General features: G+C 64.0%; 18 protein-coding genes. 12 read left to right on the top strand and 6 right to left on the bottom strand.

The genetic code is table 11. The features are described from left to right. Positions 1–33 precede the first annotated feature (33 nt). The 3 genes from IB236_RS09540 to kefC form a co-directional block, all read right to left on the bottom strand. Complete coding sequence (locus IB236_RS09540) at positions 34–1,179, bottom strand: PepSY domain-containing protein (RefSeq protein WP_056746819.1); 1,146 nt, start codon at positions 1,177–1,179, stop codon at positions 34–36. 30 nt (positions 1,180–1,209) lie between these two features. Next, positions 1,210–3,408, bottom strand: coding sequence for a TonB-dependent siderophore receptor (locus IB236_RS09535; RefSeq protein ID WP_192420313.1), 2,199 nt, complete (start codon positions 3,406–3,408; stop codon positions 1,210–1,212). 785 nt (positions 3,409–4,193) lie between these two features. Then, positions 4,194–6,104, bottom strand: a complete 1,911-nt coding sequence (gene kefC, locus IB236_RS09525) for a glutathione-regulated potassium-efflux system protein KefC (protein WP_056746816.1) — start codon at positions 6,102–6,104, stop codon at positions 4,194–4,196. Between the two features lie 257 nt (positions 6,105–6,361). Between kefC and IB236_RS09520 the strand changes: the two genes are divergently transcribed. The 4 genes from IB236_RS09520 (at position 6,362) to IB236_RS09505 (ending at position 9,282) form a co-directional block, all read left to right on the top strand. Continuing rightward, positions 6,362–7,000, top strand: a complete 639-nt coding sequence (locus IB236_RS09520; RefSeq protein ID WP_056066027.1) for a LysE family translocator — start codon at positions 6,362–6,364, stop codon at positions 6,998–7,000. A gap of 129 nt (positions 7,001–7,129) precedes the next feature. Further along, on the top strand, positions 7,130–7,747 hold the full coding sequence (locus IB236_RS09515) for a ParA family protein (protein ID WP_056746815.1): 618 nt from the start codon (positions 7,130–7,132) through the stop codon (positions 7,745–7,747). 96 nt (positions 7,748–7,843) lie between these two features. Then, entirely contained in the window at positions 7,844–8,308 is a 465-nt protein-coding gene (locus IB236_RS09510; RefSeq protein ID WP_056066019.1) for a MaoC family dehydratase, read from the top strand. 32 nt (positions 8,309–8,340) lie between these two features. After that, positions 8,341–9,282, top strand: a complete 942-nt coding sequence (locus IB236_RS09505; RefSeq protein WP_121942124.1) for a LysR family transcriptional regulator — start codon at positions 8,341–8,343, stop codon at positions 9,280–9,282. Here the strand turns inward: IB236_RS09505 and IB236_RS09500 are convergent. Beyond that, positions 9,275–9,802, bottom strand: a complete 528-nt coding sequence (locus tag IB236_RS09500; RefSeq protein WP_056066014.1) for a tRNA (cytidine(34)-2'-O)-methyltransferase — start codon at positions 9,800–9,802, stop codon at positions 9,275–9,277. The genes IB236_RS09505 and IB236_RS09500 overlap by 8 nt on opposite strands. Before the next feature lie 116 nt (positions 9,803–9,918). Further along, positions 9,919–10,641: a ComF family protein gene (locus IB236_RS09495; RefSeq protein ID WP_192420311.1), complete on the bottom strand. Its 723-nt coding sequence runs from the start codon at positions 10,639–10,641 to the stop codon at positions 9,919–9,921. A gap of 35 nt (positions 10,642–10,676) precedes the next feature. Between IB236_RS09495 and IB236_RS09490 the strand changes: the two genes are divergently transcribed. The 8 genes from IB236_RS09490 (at position 10,677) to IB236_RS09460 (ending at position 17,045) form a co-directional block, all read left to right on the top strand. Continuing rightward, on the top strand, positions 10,677–11,579 hold the full coding sequence (locus tag IB236_RS09490; RefSeq protein ID WP_192420309.1) for a methyltransferase domain-containing protein: 903 nt from the start codon (positions 10,677–10,679) through the stop codon (positions 11,577–11,579). A gap of 152 nt (positions 11,580–11,731) precedes the next feature. Beyond that, the gene (locus IB236_RS09485) at positions 11,732–12,208 is read left to right on the top strand and encodes a DUF2244 domain-containing protein (protein ID WP_056066007.1); all 477 of its coding nucleotides are present in this window, start codon (positions 11,732–11,734) and stop codon (positions 12,206–12,208) included. Between the two features lie 59 nt (positions 12,209–12,267). After that, on the top strand, positions 12,268–13,437 hold the full coding sequence (coxB, locus tag IB236_RS09480) for a cytochrome c oxidase subunit II (protein ID WP_056746812.1): 1,170 nt from the start codon (positions 12,268–12,270) through the stop codon (positions 13,435–13,437). A 30-nt stretch (positions 13,438–13,467) separates the two neighbouring features. Next, positions 13,468–15,099, top strand: a complete 1,632-nt coding sequence (ctaD, locus tag IB236_RS09475) for a cytochrome c oxidase subunit I (protein ID WP_056066001.1) — start codon at positions 13,468–13,470, stop codon at positions 15,097–15,099. 11 nt (positions 15,100–15,110) lie between these two features. Beyond that, positions 15,111–15,221: a cytochrome oxidase small assembly protein gene (locus IB236_RS24310; protein WP_225581085.1), complete on the top strand. Its 111-nt coding sequence runs from the start codon at positions 15,111–15,113 to the stop codon at positions 15,219–15,221. Between the two features lie 17 nt (positions 15,222–15,238). Then, a complete protein-coding gene (locus tag IB236_RS09470) occupies positions 15,239–15,874 on the top strand; it encodes a cytochrome c oxidase assembly protein (RefSeq protein ID WP_056746811.1) in 636 nt (211 codons plus the stop codon). Continuing rightward, positions 15,871–16,098, top strand: coding sequence for a DUF2970 domain-containing protein (locus tag IB236_RS09465; RefSeq protein ID WP_056065993.1), 228 nt, complete (start codon positions 15,871–15,873; stop codon positions 16,096–16,098). Before IB236_RS09470 ends, IB236_RS09465 begins: the two co-directional genes overlap by 4 nt. Positions 16,099–16,163: 65 nt before the next feature. Next, entirely contained in the window at positions 16,164–17,045 is an 882-nt protein-coding gene (locus IB236_RS09460; RefSeq protein WP_056065990.1) for a cytochrome c oxidase subunit 3, read from the top strand. A 124-nt stretch (positions 17,046–17,169) separates the two neighbouring features. Here the strand turns inward: IB236_RS09460 and IB236_RS09455 are convergent, their stop codons facing one another. After that, entirely contained in the window at positions 17,170–17,391 is a 222-nt protein-coding gene (locus IB236_RS09455) for a twin transmembrane helix small protein (RefSeq protein ID WP_056065987.1), read from the bottom strand. Positions 17,392–17,404 lie beyond the last annotated feature (13 nt).

Raw genomic sequence — 17,404 nt, 5'->3', positions numbered from 1 at the left:
GGGTGTGGTGTGGAAGGTGGGGGCTGGTGCCCGTCAGCCCGCCGCGATGGCGTTGCCTGCGGACGCCGGATGTGCCGCGTCGGCCTCGCGCCTGCGCTGCTGGCGCGCATCCAGCCAGATCAGCGTGCCCGAGATCGACAAAAACGCCGGGGTCATGCCCAGAAAGAAATACAGCCACTTGAGCGCCAGCCCGCCAAAGTCGCCAAAGTGCAGTGGCTCCATCAGGCTGTTGACCAGCGACCAGAAGCCCGCCGTGCGTGGGTCGTGCACCTTCTTGGGAACGCCCGTGACGGCATGGATGTCCACCCGCGCGGTGCTGGCCAGGTGGCCGCTCAGGTTGCCGGTGAAACCCGCCTCGGCGGTGCCCGTGCCCCAGCGGCGCAGCGACACATAGCGCGCCTCCAGCCCCGGCACGGCCTGCTGCGCGGTGGCATACATCGCATCCAGCGACTGCATGAGCACGGGCTCGTTGCCCTCGGCCCTGCGCGCGGGCTGAGAGGGCGCCATTGCGGCAGGGGTGGTGATGAACTTGTAGCCCTGCTCGAACAGCGGCGCCAGCCCCATCCAAGCGCCTGTGGCGGCAATCAGGATATGAAAACCCAGGCCCCAGATGCCTGCGGACTTGTGCAGGTCCGACATCACCACCCGAAAGCTGCGGCCCCAGCGCTGGGTGAACAGCTCGGCCAGGATCTTGCGATGGATGACGATGCCGGTGGCAATCAGCACCAGCATCGCCGCGCCGAGGAACCCCACGATCCAGCGCGGCCCGAAGAACAGGAATACATGCAGCATGCGCAGGTACTGGCCGAGCTGGCTGTCCACCGGGCCCACCACCGTGCCGGTGTCGGAGCGCAAGGCCACCTTGGTGCGGGTGTTGGCAGGCGCGCCGCGCTCGCGCACGAACGCGAAGTAGCTGGGGTTGACGGCATCGGGCAGCGCAATGGTTTCCACCGTCGCGCCCGGGTAGCGGGTCTGCAGCTGCGTGAGCACCGCGTCGAGCGAGGCCGGCTTTTCCGAGCGTGGCAACTTTGCCAGTGAAGGGTTGGCCCAGAGGTCGATCTCGTTCTTGAACACCACCACCGCGCCCGAAAAGCACACGATGAACAGCAGCAGCCCCGTGACGATGCCCGCCCAGGAGTGCAGGGTGAAGAGGCGGTTGAGCGTGCGCTGGCTGGTCATGGCGTGTGGGCGATGTAGTGGGGCGCTGCGTCAGAAGAAGTACGTCACACCCAGGCTGAAGCTGCGGGGCAATGCAGGCGAGACCACGTTGGCGTTGATCGCGCCGTCGTAGTACGCCTTGTTGAACACGTTCTTCACGCCCGCCGTCACGCGGTAGTTCTCGCCCATGTAGCTGACGGACGCATCGGCCACAAAGTACGACGGCAGCGTGAAGGGGTACGAGCCGATCTGCTCGCTCACATAACGTCCGCCCAGTCCCAGCGTCACCCGCTGGTACTGCGGCAGTTTGTAGGTGGCCCAGGCCGTGAACGTGTGGCGCGGCGTGAGGTTGAGCGGCAGGCCCACAATCGCCGCGTTGTTATCGCGCGTGACCTTGCTTTGTGTGTAGGTGTAGGCGCTGGTGATCTTCCAGCCGTTCTTCAGGTCGGCGCCCAGCTCCAGCTCCAGCCCGCGCGCGCGCTGCTCGCCGGTCTGCACGCTGAAGCCCGTGTTTACCGGGTCGGCGGTGGTCACGTTCTGGCGCACCAGGTCGAACACGGCGAGCGCGCCGGTGATCTGGCCACCGGGGGCCTCGTACTTCACGCCCGCCTCCCACTGCTTGCCGGTTTCGGGCACGAAGTTCGATCCCCCAAACGTCAGGCCCGACTGGGGCAGGAAGGACTCGCCATAGCTGCCATAAGCGGCCCAGCCTGGCTTGAATTCGTACACCAGGCCGGCAGACAGCGTGGTGGCGTTGTCCTTCTGGCGCGTCTGCGTGTTGGCCACGCGGTTGTTGGTATCGTTGGTGGACCAGTCGCGGCGCAGGCCCACCAAGGCCGTCCAGCCCTGGCCGAACTTGATCTGGTCCTGCGCGTACAGGCCCGCCACGGTGAGCTTGGAAGGCGCATCGCTGGTCAGCGCCTCGGGGCAGGTGGCCTGCATGCCGTACACGGGCGCGAACAGGTCCAGCGCGCCGATGCGGCAGGTGCGGCTGGCCAGCAGGCTGGTGCCGCTGCGCACATCCAGGCCCGTCACCAGCTGGTGCTTTACGCCCAGCGCCTCGAAACGTGACAGCAGCGAGGTGTCGGTGGCCAGCAGGTCGTAGTCCATGTACTGGCGCGAGGCCTGGCGGTTCTGCAGCCGCTGGTTGGCCTGCAATGCCTGGTTGGAGACGAAGTTGCCCGTGCCCTTCTCGGTCTCGTAGCGCACGTTCTGGCGGAAGGTCATGGCCTCCGACAGGCGATGCTCCAGCGCATAGCCCACCGTGGTGCTTTCCACGTCATACACACCGAAGCTCGGGTCGCCCGTGAACATCGTGCGTGACAACGTGCCATTGCGGTTGGGCAACACCGTGCCGTAGGGCGTGATGCCCTGCTGGCGCATCCACTCGCTCTGGCTGTAGGTGGCAAACAGCACCAGGTCGGTCTGCGCACCCAGGTCGATGGAGAGCGAGGGCGCAAACCACCGGTCCTTGCGGTAGACGAACTGCGTGGGGTCGTCGGCGTTGGACACCTGTGCGTTGATGCGCAGCGCCGTCTTGCCCGATTCGGACAGGGGCCGGTTGATGTCGGCCTGCAGCGTGCGCTGGCCGAAGCTGCCCACTTCCACACCCACCTCGTTGATCGCCTCCTTCTTGGGCCGCTTGCTCACCGCGTTGACGATGCCGCCCGGCTGCACCTGGCCATAGAGCACTGAGGCCGAGCCCTTGAGTACCTCGAAGCGCTCGTAGCCATAAGGCTGCAGCTTGGCCCACATGCCCGGGCTTTGCACCAGGCCATCGACCAGGATGGACTCGGTGGAGCGAAAGCCCCGGATATTCAGATCGTCAAACCCCCGGCGCCCAAAGTTGACCGGGCTGACCCCCGCCACCGTCTGCAGCGCTTGCTGCACGTTGGTGATCTGCCGCGATTCCATCTGCTCTCGCGTGACCACGCTGACGGACTGCGGAGTTTCGAGCCGCCGCATGGGCGCCTTGCTGGCGGTTTGGGCCTCCACGGGTGCAAAGCCCATGTCTTTTTCGGTGCTGGCGTTGATGCGGACTTCTTGGAGCTGGGGGGCGGTAACGCTGTGGTCAGAGGCCGCGGCCTCTGCTGCCGGTGCGTCAGCCTGCTGGGCCATTGCGGCCTGGGCCAGGCAGAGGGCAAGGGGTGTCAGGGCGAACAGACGGGCTTGGCAGACCGAAGGAATGGCATGCGCCAAAGTGCGGGCAGCGCTGGACGCCAGGGCTGCGCGAGAGGGCTGGAAAGGCATGGATGTCCCGTTGGAGAGTGGGCAAAACGCGGAGTGCACTGGCTCGCGTGATGTCCCGGGACGCTGGCTGGCTGAAGGTGATGGATTGTAATGCGAATGATTATCTTTTGCGGCGATGACGCTGCATTCCTTTGCTCCGGCTTTGGTCGCCTGCGACCGGGCGCCAGCCTTTCTTGGGGATGGCGAATTGGGGCAAACTCCCGGGCTGCTGATCGTTGAGAGGACGTCTGGTGAGACGCTTTGCTGCAGTCCTGGGACTGACCCTTGTCCTGGGCCCCGTGCTGTGGGTCACGGCCATGTTGCTGTTCCACGACGGCCCTCCACCTGCATGCAACTTCTACACCGTTCCCGTGACCTTCACCTCCGTGGTGCCCCGGCAGCACCCCCGAGGAGGCAACCGGGTGGGCGTACCAGACGTGCAGTTTTCTTATGTCTTGGAAGGACGGCGGTACACGAGCACGAAGCTCTTTTGTGAATCGCCTGCCAACGCGTCCTACGAGCATGGCCGCATGCGCGAGTTTGTGAAGCAAGCGCCGGGCAGCTCCGACATCGTTGCCTGGGTGCCGAGCGGTGATGCCGGGGCGGGCTGTATTTCATTGAGCCCTGTGTTCGGATACAGCCGGGTCCATGAGGCCGCCCCCTTGTGCCGGCGGTAGCGGGCTGCGTTGAGGGCAAGCACTGAGGCCACGCGGGGCCGCAGCCTTGCGGCGATAGCGTTGGCTACTTTCCTGGGGTGCTGTTGGATGCTATTGAATGAATAGCAATGTGGGCAATAAAGATAAGCGCTAAGGTTTGTTTTTGTCGGAGGTACTGGTGTTCAAGGGGGCGTCCCCGCCAGGGCCATCCTCCGTTGCGCCGTAGCCCGGGTATGCACCAGCGGCCGCGCCCAGCGCCGCACTCTCCTGACGCTCCCGCGCCATCTGCTCCGCAAACTGGTTGCGACCTTCTCGCGCCACGGCGATGAACTTGGCGCGGTCCTTGTGGTGCGGGTACATGCGGTCGGCCAGGGCGATGTTGTGGGTGCGAAAACGCTGGGTGATGGCGGTGGCTTGCGCGGGTGGCAGGCCCATCAGCTCCAGCACGGTGTGGGCGCTTTGCAGGCTGGACTCGAACAGCTCGCGCTGCACCAGGGTCACGCCCAGGTCGCGCAGCTTGTTCCAATGCGTCACATCGCGCGCGCGGGCCACGACCTGCAGGTGCGGGAAGTGTTCGCGCGCCAGCTTGGCGATCTGCAGGGACTGCTCGGCATCGTCCACGGCCACCACCAGGATGCGCGCGTGTTCGGCTCCGGCGATGCGCAGCAGGTCGAGCCGCGTGGCGTCGCCGTAGAACACGCGGTAGCCAAAGGTGCGCGCCACCTCCAGCATGTCCACGCTGTGGTCCAGCACGGTGGTGGGGATGCCCTGGGCCAGCAGCACGCGCGAGACGATCTGCCCGTAGCGGCCGAAGCCCGCGATGATGATGGGCGCCTCTTGGGGCTCGGAGATTTCCTCGGCCTGGGGCGTGGCGGTCTTGAGCTGGGCATAGCGGCGCAGCAGCACCCGGTCCAGCAGCACCAGCAACAGCGGGCTGATCAGCATCGACAGCGCCACGGCGCCGATCAGCAGCGAGGCAGTCTCGGCCGGGAACACGTTGGCGCCGGCGGCGGCCTGGAACACCACAAACGCAAACTCGCCGCCCTGGGCCAGCAGCAGGGTGAAGACAGGGCGCTCCTGGTAGGGAATCTCGACTACCTTGGCCAGGGCGTAGATGACCACGGCCTTGGCCGCCAGAAAGCCGACCAGGATGGCGGCCATGAGCCCGGGCGAGCGCAGGATGACGCCGAAGTCGATGCTCATGCCCACGGCGATGAAGAACAGCCCGAGCAACAGGCCCTTGAAGGGTTCGATGTCGGCCTCCAGCTCGCGGCGGTATTCGCTGTCGGCCAGCAGCACGCCGGCGAGGAAGGCGCCCAGCGCCATCGACAGGCCCACCAGCACCATCAGGTAGGCAATGCCCACGACCAGCAGCAGCGCGGCGGCAGTGAAGATCTCGGGGGTGTTGCTCTTGGCGATCCAGCGCAGCACAGGGCGCAGCAGCAGGCGCCCGCCGAGGATGATGGCGGCGATCACGCCGACGATCTTCAGCACCTCCAGCACCATCTCGCCCGGGGTGTGGCCTGCGCCTTCACCGGCGGCCGCGCCCAGCACGGGCAGCAGGGCCAGGATAGGGATGGCCGCCACGTCCTGGAACAGCAGGATGGAGAAGCCGGCCTGGCCGCTTTGTGTGCGCATCAGGTTGCGCTCGGCCAGTGATTGCAGCGCAATGGCGGTGGACGACAGCGCCAGGCCCAGCGCGCCCACCAGGCTCACGCGCCAGGGCAGGCCGGCCAGCGCACCCAGCGCGAACAGCACAGCCGCGCAGCCCAGCACCTGGGCGGTGCCAGTGCCAAAAATGGGGCGGCGCAGCGCCCACAGGCGGCTGGGTTGCAGCTCCAGCCCGACCAGGAACAGCATGAGCACCACGCCAAACTCGGCAAAGTGCAGGATGTCCTGCACGTTGCTCACCAGCCCCAGGCCCCAGGGCCCGATGGCGATGCCCGCTGCCAGGTAGCCAATGATGGCGCCGAGGCCCAGCGCCTTGGCAATGGGCACGGCCAGCACGGCGGCGGTGAGGTACAGGAAACCGTAGGTGAGCCAGGTGGGGGCGTGTTCCATGGATGGGCGTGCGCTTGGGGGTCGTCGTGGGGAGGCAGAACACCGCGCCCCCGAGGAGCGGGGCGGGTGTAGCAGATTCTGGCACCGCTGCAAGGCGTTGGGTTGGGTGCCGTGGTTTGGATCTATGGCGCTATTTATTTGATAGCAACTAAGGCATGATTATCTAGCGCCTGAGCCTGTTTTTATGCAGATCATGGTGCATGGAGCCCCGCGTTGCTAAGATGCGGGCCCTTCTTCGCACACAGGCACGGTGACCCATGGATTTGCAGACTTGGCTGGCTTTTTTTGCGGCGTCGTGCCTGATTGCGGTGTCGCCGGGCTCGGGGGCTGTGTTGTCGATGAGCCATGGTCTGTCGTTCGGTGTGCGCAAGACGGGCGCCACCATCCTGGGCCTGCAGCTGGGGCTGTTGCTGATTTTGCTGATTGCCGGGGCGGGCGTGGGCTCGCTGCTGCTGGCGTCCGAGGTGGCGTTCAGCATCGTCAAAGTGCTGGGCGCGTGTTATCTGATCTATGTGGGCTTCTGCCAGTGGCGTGCTGGTGATAAATCGCCGGTACAAGGTGATGAGACCGAGTCGGCGGGCACCTGGCAAAAACGCTGCCTGACCGGCTTCTTGACCAACGCCACCAACCCCAAGGGCATCATCTTCATGGTGGCCGTGCTGCCCCAGTTCATGACCGACACGCGCCCGCTGTGGACGCAGCTGCTGGTGATGGCCGCCACCACGGTGACGGTGGACGTGGTGGTCATGCACGGCTACGCTGCGGGGGCGAGCGCACTGCGCCGCCTGATGCGCAGTGCGCGGGCCGTGCGAGCGCAGAACCGCGTGTTTGGCGGTTTGCTGATGGCGGTGGGGGCGGGGCTGTTCTTCGTCAAGCGCGGCGGCCAGCACGCCTGAGGCGGCTGTGGCACCGCTGGGGTGTCAGAGGGTGCTTCTGATTTGATAGCTGCTAGCGCATATGAATATTGCGCTTGAGGCTGATTTGGCTTGTATTTTCATGGACCTGCAGATTCCAAGGAGCTTGTCATGCCAGTAGTTGTTGTCGCCAACCCGAAGGGCGGAGTGGGCAAGTCCACGCTGTCCACCAACATCGTGGGCTACTTTGCCAGCCAGGGGCATCCCGTGATTCTGGGCGACACCGACCGGCAGGAGTCCGCCCGGCTGTGGCTGGGCCTGCGCCCGCCCGCTGCGCGCCCCATCGGCAGCTGGGACACCAGCTCGGACGTCATCAGCCGCCCGCCCAAGGGCACCACCCACGCGGTACTCGACACGCCCGCCGGCCTGCACGGCTGGCGCCTGAACGATGTGCTCAAGCTGGCTGACAAGGTCATCGTGCCGCTGCAGCCCAGCGTGTTCGACATCTTTGCCACGCGGGCCTTTCTGGACCAGCTGGCCGAGCACCGCCACGCCGCCGGGGTGCCCGTGGGCATCGTCGGCATGCGGGTGGATGCGCGCACCAAGGCGGCCGAGCAACTGCATCATTTTGTAGACAGCCTGGGGTTTCCGGTGCTGGGCTATCTGCGTGACACGCAGAACTACATCCACCTGGCAGCACACGGCCTCACGCTGTTTGACGTGGCCCCTGGCCGCGTGGCACGCGACCTGGAGCAGTGGCAAGGGATCTGCACGTGGCTCAATTCTTGAAGGACAGCGTGAAGCACGACGTACATCCAATCCCCCGGGAAAACACCTGTCACCCGGCAGACAAGGCGCGCCGGAGCGCAGGGCTACATTGCAACGATGAAAATCTTCCGCTCTTATTCCGAAGTCAGCGCCTGCGTGGGCCAGGAGGTCGCCGTGACCGACTGGATCACCATCACGCAGGAACAGGTCAACCTGTTTGCCCAGGCCACGGGCGACCACCAGTGGATCCATGTGGACCCCGAGCGTGCCAAGGCCGGGCCGTTTGGCGCGCCCATTGCGCATGGGTTTCTCACGCTGTCGCTGATTCCGCAATTCTTCGAGACGGGCCTGACCATCGAGGGTGCGCGCATGGGCGTCAACTACGGGCTGAACAAGGTGCGTTTCACCGCGCCGGTGCCGGTGGGCAGCCGCTTGCGGGCGCGCCTCACGCTGCAGGCTGCCGAGCCCGTGGCGCCCGATGGCATGCAGATGACTTGGCTGGTTACCGTGGAGCGCGAGGGCAGCGACAAGCCGGTGTGTGTGGCGGAATCCCTCGCGCGCAACTTCGGCGCTCCGGCCTGAGCCGGTTCGCCATCGGGCAGGAGGTCTGAACCATGGACCGCCTGCAAGCCATGAAAATTTTCGAGCGCGTGGTGGAAGAGGGCGGCTTTGCCGCCGCTGCCCGCGCCATGGACATGTCACCCCCCGTGGTCACCCGCATGGTGGCCGAGCTGGAGCAGCACCTGGGCACGCGCCTGCTGCAACGCACCACCCGCAAGCTGGCGCTCACCGACGCGGGGGAGTCGTACCTGCAGCGGGTGCGCGCCATCCTGCATGAGATCGATGATGCCGAGGCCGCTGCCGCTGCCAGCACGCGCGATCTGCGCGGCACCATCCGCATCGTGGCGGCACCAGTGCTCGCCACCAACTTTCTGGCACCCATGGTGGCGGTGTGGCATGCCTACTACCCCAAGCTCATGCTGGACATCAGCATGGACGCCTATGCCTCCAGCCGTGTGGATGAGTTCGATGTGACCATCATGGTGGCGGGCGAGGACTTTGACGCCAACATCGTCGCGCGCCCCCTGGTGCAGGGGGAGGCGATCGTGGTGGCGTCCCCCGACTACCTGGAGCGCCGGGGCATTCCGCGTGAGCCGCAAGACCTGGTGCACCACGACTACCTGCGCGATTCGAGCGCGCCTGTGCGCCTGCAGTCAGGGCCCGGCCGCAAGCTGCGTCTGCAGTCGCTGCGGGCAGACGTGCCGGATGAAGAAGTGGACGCACCGGCGGTGTTGCAGTCCGTCAGCACCGAGCTGCTGATGCGTGCCGCTGTGGACGGGGCGGGCGTGGCTGTCACGTCGCGCCTGCTGGCCGAGGAGCACCTGGCCCGCGGCGAACTGGTCCACATCCTGCCCGGCTGGATCTTTTCGCGTTACACGATCTATGCGGCGCTGCCCTCGGGCCGCATGCTGCCCGCGCGCACGCGGGTGTTTCTGGACTTCCTGACCGAACACGTGCCCCGCGCCATGGCGGAAAAGTCCGGCCAGCTCAGTTGAGCTGCGCGAACCCGCTGATGATCGTGCCTTCGGGCTCGACCATGACCTGCCCGTCGGGCATGGCAAAGCTGTTCTGGCGCCAGGCCTCGAACACGGTCACCGCCACCGCATTGGACAAATTGAGGCTGCGCTGACCCGGCACCATGGGCAGGCGCAGGCGCTGCGCCGGGGGGAAGCTTTCGCGCAACTCGGGGGGGAGTCCCCGCGTTTCAGCGCCAAACACCATCCAGTCGCCGGGCAGGAAGCACGTGGAGTGCACGGGTTGTGAGCCATGCGTGGTCATCGCAAACATGCGGGTCGGGTCTGGCTGGGTGTCTCGCAGAAAGGCCGTCCAGCCCGCATGGACCTGCACGCTGGCGTATTCGTGGTAATCCAGCCCTGCCCGCCGCATCTGGCGGTCTTCCATCGAGAACCCCAGGGGCTCGATCAAGTGCAGCGAACACCCGGTGTTGGCCGCCAGGCGAATCACGTTGCCGGTGTTGGGCGGGATCTCGGGTTCGACGAGGACGATATGGAACATGACCGCCATTGTCATCGTTGGACCTGTGAGTTGAGCAACCGCTCGTAATCAAAAGTATCCCTTTGGTAGGTGTGCGCTACCTCCTCGGTTCCTGTTCGCTACCTGTCTGGTGCTTTTCAGTCCAGCTCCGTGCGCGCCAGCACAGCGGCTGTGACGTGCGCGACACCCGCCTCGCGCAGTGCCAACGTAGCAGCATGCAGGGTGGCGCCCGTGGTCATCACGTCGTCGATCAGTACCACCCGCTGGCCGCGCAGGCTGGCTGCGCGGGCGGGTTCAACGGCGAAGGCGCCACGCAGGTTGCGCAGCCGCTGCGCCCGGGGTAGGCCGCTTTGTGCCTCGGTGGCGTGCAGGCGCAACAGCGTGTGGCAGTCCGCTTTGGCACCAGCCAGCTGCCTCGCCAGCAGGGCCGCCTGGTTGAAGCCCCGCTCGCGCAGGCGCTCGGTGGACAGGGGAACCGCCAGTACTCGGTCGGCCGCGTCCAGCGCCGGCTCCATCCAGGGCGTGCTGCGCATGAGGGTGGCCAAGGCCCTGGCCCACCCCGGATCGCCGCGAAACTTGAACTGCGCCAGGGCGTCGGCCCAGGGGTAGGCGTAGTCCACGGCGGCAATGCAGGCGTCGAAGCTGGGCGGGTTCTGCAGGCAGGCGCCGCACACAGCAATCCCTGCGGGCACCCGCAGGGCGCAGCGCTGGCAACGCGTGGCAGGCTGGGCAAACCGCATCACACACGCATTGCAGACACGCTGCGACGGCCAGGCGTGGCACACGGCGCACTGGCTAGGCACTTTGTCCACCCAGGCGTGGAGGCGGCGTGAAATCCCTGGCAAACCCAAAAAGAGCATGAATCAATATACTCGCGCGTCCTTCTGTACCGCCCATGTCCTCCGAGCGTCCCCCCACCATTGATCCTGTTGCCGCCGCCCGCTGGCATGCCGCAGCGCCGGCTGCGTCCCCCTGGCTGCACGAAGAAGTGGCGCGCCGCATGGAGGACCGACTGCAGTGGATTCGCCAGGCCCCAGAGTCCTGGTGCCACTGGGACCCAGTGCGTGGCGGTTTGCAGGCGCATGCCCTGGTGAGTGCTCGCTACCCGCAGGCGCGCTGCCAGGTGTACGAGACCAGCGCGCATTGCGAACCCGTTGCGAGGCAGGCATTGGCCAAGCCCTGGTGGAACCCCGCCCGCTGGGGTGCTGGGGCCCTGCAAATGGGGCCGCCTGCCGATGCCAGTGTGCATATGTTGTGGTCCAACATGGCGCTGCACATGGCGGCCGACCCGCAGGATTTGATTGGCCGCTGGCACCGCGCCCTGGCGGTGGACGGTTATCTGATGTTCTCGTGTCTCGGACCGGACACGCTGCGCGAACTGCATGGCGTGTACGCCGCCTTGGGCTGGCCGCCTGCGGGCCATGCCTTTACCGACATGCACGACTGGGGTGACATGCTGGTGCACGCAGGTTTTGCAGAGCCGGTGATGGACATGGAGCGCATCACGCTCACATTTGCCACTCCCGAGCGGCTGGTTCAGGAGCTGCGCGAGCTGGGTGTCAATTTGCACCCTGATCGCTTTCCCTCATTGCGCGGACGGCGCTGGCGCGACAAGCTCTACCAAGTGCTGTCTGAGCGTCTGGCCGATCCGGGCCAGAATGGTCAGTTGGCACTGACTTTTGAAATCATCTATGGCCATGCCTTCAAGCCTGCACCCCGGGTGCGCGTCAGTTCCAGCAGCGCGGTGTCGCTGCAGGACATGCGTGCCATGTTGCGCAAGGGCGGCACTGAGAACTAACCTGTAACGGCGTGTCAATGACTTGGAACAAGGCACGCTACAATTCTTGGTTATTGAGATTTCGGGCATCTTCCCGCGCAATTTGGCAGGCTGTGCCTGTTGTGCCCAAGGCGCAACGTGTGCTGCAGCCGGCAGTCTTGTGAGCACTCACGGTGACGGGCTTGGTTTTTCGTTTTGCCACGGTGTCGGGTCAGCGCATTGACTGGCGTCTGGTTCGCAATTGTTCGGTCACGCCGACGCAATTGGGCTGGATGTACCTGTCGCTGTGTGTGGTGTCCCTGGGGATCGCGACATTCTTCTGGATGCTCGGCGCCCACCTGGTGATGCCCTTCGCCTGGCTCGAAATCGTGGCAGTAGGGATTGCATTCGCCATGTACGGTCGCCATGCGGCGGATGGCGAGAGGATTTCATTGCAGGGCTCGCGCCTTGTGGTGGAGCTGGAGACAGCAGGCAGGCTGGAGCGCGCGGAGTTTGACCGGAGCCGGGTTCGCGTAGAGCCCAAGACGGGAGACCATTCGCTGATCACGCTGTCTGCGCAGGGCCGTTCGGTGGAGGTGGGGCGCTATGTGCGCCCAGAGCTCCGACCGGCCTTGGCATCGGAGATCCGCATGGCCTTGCGCGCTGCCTGACCCCACGCAGGCGCGCGAAAGGGATTGGTTAAATTGAGGCTTAGAAGTAAGTGAGAACTATGAAGAGCATTTCCAACAAGCTGGCTTCTCTGCTGCTGATTGCCGGTGCATGGGTGGGCTCCGCAGCCCATGCCGTTCAGGACCTGCCTGGCGGCCCTGCAGTCAACCAGCTGAACCTGGCGCCGCCCGTCACCAAGATCGCAGAAGAGCAGCACTTTCTGCACTGGATGATGCTGATCATCTGCACGGTGATCTTTGTTGCAGTGTTCTCCGTGATGTTCTACTCGATCTGGAAGCATCGCCGCTCCAAAGGCGCGAAGGCTGCCAACTTCCACGAGTCGGTGACGGTTGAAGTGGTGTGGACCATTGTTCCTTTCATCATCGTGATCCTGATGGCCTTGCCCGCCACCAAGGTGCTGGTAGCCCAGAAGGACACCACTAACGCCGACCTCACGATCAAGACCACGGGCTACCAGTGGAAGTGGGGCTATGACTACATCACGGGCGAAGGCGAAGGCCTGGCGTTCATCTCCACGCTGGACAGCAGCCACCGCGTGATGTCCGACAGCGGCAACGTCAAGGACGCTCCCGCCAACTACCTGCTCAAGGTGGACAACCCCATGGTGGTGCCGGTCAACAAGAAGATCCGCATCATCACTACGGCCAACGACGTGATCCACGCCTTCATGGTGCCTGCCTTCGGCATCAAGCAGGACGCGATCCCTGGTTTCGTGCGTGACACCTGGTTCCGCGCCGAGAAGATCGGCGACTACTACGGCCAGTGCGCCGAGCTGTGCGGCAAGGAACACGCCTACATGCCCATCCACGTGAAGGTGGTGTCCGCTGAGGACTACACCGCCTGGGTGGCCGAACAAAAGAAGAAGGCCGCAGCCAAGCTGGACGACCCCACGAAGGTGTGGGCACTGGACGACATTCTCAAGCGCGGCGAGAAGGTGTATGCGGCCAACTGCGCCGCCTGCCACCAGGCCAACGGCAAGGGCGCTGGCCCCATCAAGCCACTCGACGGCGCTGCCGTGGTGCTGGATGCCGATCATGCAAAGCAGATCCAGGTGCTGCTCAAGGGGCAGAACAACGGCGCCATGCCTGCATGGGCACAGCTGAGCGACACCGACATCGCCGCCGTGGTCACCTATACCAAGAACAACTGGTCCAACAAGACCGGCCAGCTGGTGCAGCCAGCTGAAGTTGTGGCCCAGCGTGGCAAGTAATCATCGCCCCATCGTATTGAGGAATTCACCATGAGCGCAGTACTCGACAACCACGGGCACGCTGGCGACCACGCACACGACGGCCACGACCACCATGGCCCCACCGGCTGGCGCCGCTGGGTGTTTGCCACCAACCACAAAGACATCGGTACGCTGTACCTGCTGTTCTCGTTCACCATGCTGATGGTCGGCGGCATCCTGGCCCTGCTGATTCGCGCCGAACTGTTCCAGCCCGGCCTGCAACTGGTGAACCCCGAGCTGTTCAACCAGCTCACCACCATGCACGGCCTCATCATGGTGTTCGGCGCGATCATGCCGGCCTTCGTGGGCTTTGCGAACTGGATGATCCCGCTGCAGATCGGCGCCTCCGACATGGCCTTTGCGCGCATGAACAACTTCAGCTTCTGGCTGATGATTCCTGCCGCGTTGATGCTGGTGAGCTCGTTCTTCATGCCCGGTGGCGCTCCTGCTGCGGGCTGGACACTGTACGCACCGCTGACGCTGCAGATGGGCCCTTCCATGGACGCTGGCATCTTCGCGATGCACATCCTGGGTGCCTCGTCCATCATGGGCTCGATCAACATCATCGTGACCATCCTGAACATGCGCGCCCCCGGCATGACGCTGATGAAGATGCCCATGTTCGCCTGGACCTGGCTCATCACCGCCTACCTGCTGATCGCCGTGATGCCTGTGCTGGCCGGTGCCATCACCATGACGCTGACGGACCGTCACTTCGGTACCAGCTTCTTCAACCCCGCCGGTGGTGGTGACCCGGTGATGTACCAGCACATCTTCTGGTTCTTCGGTCACCCCGAGGTGTACATCATGATCTTGCCGGCCTTCGGCATCATCAGCCAGATCGTTCCCGCGTTCAGCCGCAAGAAGCTGTTTGGCTATGCCTCCATGGTGTACGCCACCTCGTCCATTGCGATCCTGTCGTTCATCGTGTGGGCCCACCACATGTTCACGACCGGCATGCCCGTGACTGGCCAGCTGTTCTTCATGTACGCCACGATGCTGATTTCCGTGCCCACGGCCGTGAAGATCTTCAACTGGATCGCAACCATGTGGCGCGGCTCCATGACGTTTGAAACCCCCATGCTGTTTGCCGTGGGCTTCATCTTCGTGTTCACCATGGGCGGTTTCACCGGCCTGATTCTGGCCATGGCGCCCATCGACATCCAGCTGCAGGACACCTACTACGTGGTGGCGCACTTCCACTACGTGCTGGTGGCAGGTTCGTTGTTCTCCATGTTTGCTGGCGTGTACTACTGGCTGCCCAAGTGGACCGGCGTGATGTATTCCGAAACCCGTGGCCAGATCCATTTCTGGGGTTCGCTGATCACCTTCAACATCACCTTCTTCCCGATGCACTTCCTGGGCCTGGCTGGCATGCCCCGTCGTTATGCCGACTACCCGATGCAGTTTGCTGACTTCAACGCGATTGCCTCGGTGGGTGCGTTTGGCTTCGGTCTGATGCAGGTGTACTTCTTCCTGGCGGTCGTTGTGCCTGCCATGCGTGGCAACGGCGCCAAGGCCCCCGCCAAGCCATGGGACGGTGCCGAGGGCCTGGAGTGGGAAGTTCCTTCCCCCGCGCCTTTCCACACGTTTGAGAATCCTCCCAAACTGGACGCCACTGCAACCCGCGTGATTGGCTGAACACCATGTCCATGACCCCCGAGCAAAAAAAGAGCAACCTGCGGCTGGCGCTGATTCTGGCGTCCGTGGCGGTGGTGTTCTTTGTCGGGTTCATGGTCAAGGTGGTGTTGCTGTCCCGCTGAAGCCACTGGCCCACCCCATGAGCCTGCACCGCGAAAACGCCAAGATGGTCGGCAAGCTGGTCGTGATTGCGGCTGGCATGTTCGCCTTCGGCTACGTGCTGATCCCGATCTACAAGCACATCTGTGAGATGACGGGCATCAACATCCTGTCGCTGTCCGAGCGGCAGGTGCCTGGCAACGGTGTGGCTGGCAAGGATGTACGCGTACCCGCCAACACCCAGGTGGACAAGTCGCGCACCATCACCGTGGAGTTCGACGCGAACTCGCGCGGTCCCTGGGACTTCAAGCCAGCGCAGCGTTCTGTGCAGGTGCACCCTGGTGAACTGACGACGGTGATGTACGAGTTTCAAAACGTGCAGAACCGCCGCATGGCCGCTCAGGCCATTCCCAGTTACGCGCCCCGGCAGGCCGCTGCGCATTTCAACAAGCTGGAATGTTTTTGCTTCAATCAGTACACCCTGGAGCCGGGTGAAAAGAAAACCTGGCCTGTGGCGTTCGTGATTGATCCGAAATTGTCCAAAGACGTCACCACGATCACGCTGTCGTACACCTTCTTCGAGGTGGGCGGCAAGACACCGGCAGCTCCCGAATCGACGGCGGCGGTGGTGCTGCCCGCGCCCAGCTCTGCAGGCATGCAAGGAGCCGGGTCATGAGTGCGCCCCTGGAGCCATCGGCAGACGTCAAGCCCTCGCAACGCAAGGGCTCGTTGCTGCGCACAGTGCGTGCAGTGGCATGGTCGCTGATTGGCTTGCGCAAAGGCAGCGAGTACCAGCAAGATGTCGAAAAGCTCAATCCGATTCACATCATCGTGGTGGGATTGATCGCGGTTTTCTTGCTCGTCATTGGTCTGATCGGGCTGGTGAACTGGATTGTGTGAGTGTGTGTTGGCTGGTTCGTGCGAACAAATACTGAAAACAAAGATTTTGAGAATCAGGAGCTGAAATGAGTGCATCAACCCACGGCGGAACCCCGTACTACTATGTGCCCGCCGAGTCCCGCCACCCGGTGATGGCCGCGGCCGGTCTGTTCTTTGTGATCCTCGGCGCAGGCCAGTGGATCAATGGCCACGACTGGGGTAAATATTCTCTGGCCGTGGGGCTGGTGTGGTGGCTGTTCACGCTGTACCAGTGGTTCGGCGACGCGGTGCGTGAGAGCGAAGGTGGCCTGTATGGTCACAAGATCGATCTGTCGTACCGCTGGAGCATGAGCTGGTTCATCTTCTCCGAGGTGATGTTCTTCGGCGCGTTCTTCACAGCCCTGTGGTGGGCACGCTCGCACTCGGTGCCTGCATTGGGCAGCCTGGACAATGCGCTGCTCTGGCCCGATTTCAAGGCCGTTTGGCCCAGCCTCGCCGCTGGCGCCACCGCTTCGCCGGCCGGCATCATCGAGCCCTTCCAGACGGTGGGCCCCTTCTGGCTGCCCACGATCAACACAGCGCTGCTGCTGACCTCCGGCGTGACGCTGACCATTGCCCACCACGCTCTGCGTGAAAACCAGCGTGGCAAGACCATCGGCTTCATGTGGGCCACGGTGCTGCTAGGTTTCGTGTTCCTATTGGTGCAGGGTTATGAGTACTACCACCTGTACACCGACCTGAACCTCAAGCTCAGCTCGGGTGTGTTTGGTTCCACGTTCTTTATGCTCACCGGGTTCCACGGCTTCCACGTGTTCTTGGGCATGCTGATGCTGCTGGTGATTACGCTGCGCCTGCAAAAAGGCCACTTCACGGCCGACAAGCACTTTGGCTTTGAAGGTGCGGCCTGGTACTGGCACTTTGTGGACGTGGTGTGGCTGGGCCTGTACGTGCTGGTCTACTGGATGTAAGTCAGACCCCGAAGTCATCAAAAAAAGCGCCTCGCGGCGCTTTTTTTGTTCCACCCTCTGCGTGCTGGCCAGTGGTGGACTGTGATGGGCCCAAGCCTCCCAGGCTGCGGACCAAGCCCTCAGGTCAACGGGTGGCGGGCAGGCCGGTGGGCTGGATATATCCCAGCTGCCAGGCCACCAGAATGCACAAAAACAGAACGATGGACAGCCCGACACGCACCGCCAGCGCTTTGGCCATGTGGTTGCCCTTGCTCTTGTCGTCGCGCCCATTGCGCATCATGAAGAACAGAGCCGATGCCAGGCTGGCCAAAATGGCGAGGAACGCCAGCACTACGAGGTATTTCATGGAGCGCATTATC

It is taken from the genome of Acidovorax sp. ACV02 (genome assembly GCF_014851475.1).
In the GTDB taxonomy this organism is placed as follows: domain Bacteria; phylum Pseudomonadota; class Gammaproteobacteria; order Burkholderiales; family Burkholderiaceae_C; genus Acidovorax; species Acidovorax delafieldii.
The sequence above is the reverse complement of the archived record's forward strand: the minus strand, read 5'-3'. Positions and strand labels throughout refer to the sequence as shown.

Coding starts and splice junctions, on each gene's coding strand:
- IB236_RS24310 (WP_225581085.1), top strand. CDS start 15,111: ATGACCCCCGAGCAAAAAAAGAGCAACCTGCGGCTGGCGCTGATTCTG.
- IB236_RS09540 (WP_056746819.1), bottom strand. CDS start 1,179: ATGACCAGCCAGCGCACGCTCAACCGCCTCTTCACCCTGCACTCCTGG.
- kefC (WP_056746816.1), bottom strand. CDS start 6,104: ATGGAACACGCCCCCACCTGGCTCACCTACGGTTTCCTGTACCTCACC.
- coxB (WP_056746812.1), top strand. CDS start 12,268: ATGAAGAGCATTTCCAACAAGCTGGCTTCTCTGCTGCTGATTGCCGGT.
- ctaD (WP_056066001.1), top strand. CDS start 13,468: ATGAGCGCAGTACTCGACAACCACGGGCACGCTGGCGACCACGCACAC.
- IB236_RS09510 (WP_056066019.1), top strand. CDS start 7,844: ATGAAAATCTTCCGCTCTTATTCCGAAGTCAGCGCCTGCGTGGGCCAG.
- IB236_RS09520 (WP_056066027.1), top strand. CDS start 6,362: ATGGATTTGCAGACTTGGCTGGCTTTTTTTGCGGCGTCGTGCCTGATT.
- IB236_RS09465 (WP_056065993.1), top strand. CDS start 15,871: ATGAGTGCGCCCCTGGAGCCATCGGCAGACGTCAAGCCCTCGCAACGC.
- IB236_RS09505 (WP_121942124.1), top strand. CDS start 8,341: ATGGACCGCCTGCAAGCCATGAAAATTTTCGAGCGCGTGGTGGAAGAG.
- IB236_RS09515 (WP_056746815.1), top strand. CDS start 7,130: ATGCCAGTAGTTGTTGTCGCCAACCCGAAGGGCGGAGTGGGCAAGTCC.
- IB236_RS09500 (WP_056066014.1), bottom strand. CDS start 9,802: ATGTTCCATATCGTCCTCGTCGAACCCGAGATCCCGCCCAACACCGGC.
- IB236_RS09455 (WP_056065987.1), bottom strand. CDS start 17,391: ATGAAATACCTCGTAGTGCTGGCGTTCCTCGCCATTTTGGCCAGCCTG.
- IB236_RS09460 (WP_056065990.1), top strand. CDS start 16,164: ATGAGTGCATCAACCCACGGCGGAACCCCGTACTACTATGTGCCCGCC.
- IB236_RS09535 (WP_192420313.1), bottom strand. CDS start 3,408: ATGCCTTTCCAGCCCTCTCGCGCAGCCCTGGCGTCCAGCGCTGCCCGC.
- IB236_RS09470 (WP_056746811.1), top strand. CDS start 15,239: ATGAGCCTGCACCGCGAAAACGCCAAGATGGTCGGCAAGCTGGTCGTG.
- IB236_RS09495 (WP_192420311.1), bottom strand. CDS start 10,641: ATGCTCTTTTTGGGTTTGCCAGGGATTTCACGCCGCCTCCACGCCTGG.
- IB236_RS09490 (WP_192420309.1), top strand. CDS start 10,677: ATGTCCTCCGAGCGTCCCCCCACCATTGATCCTGTTGCCGCCGCCCGC.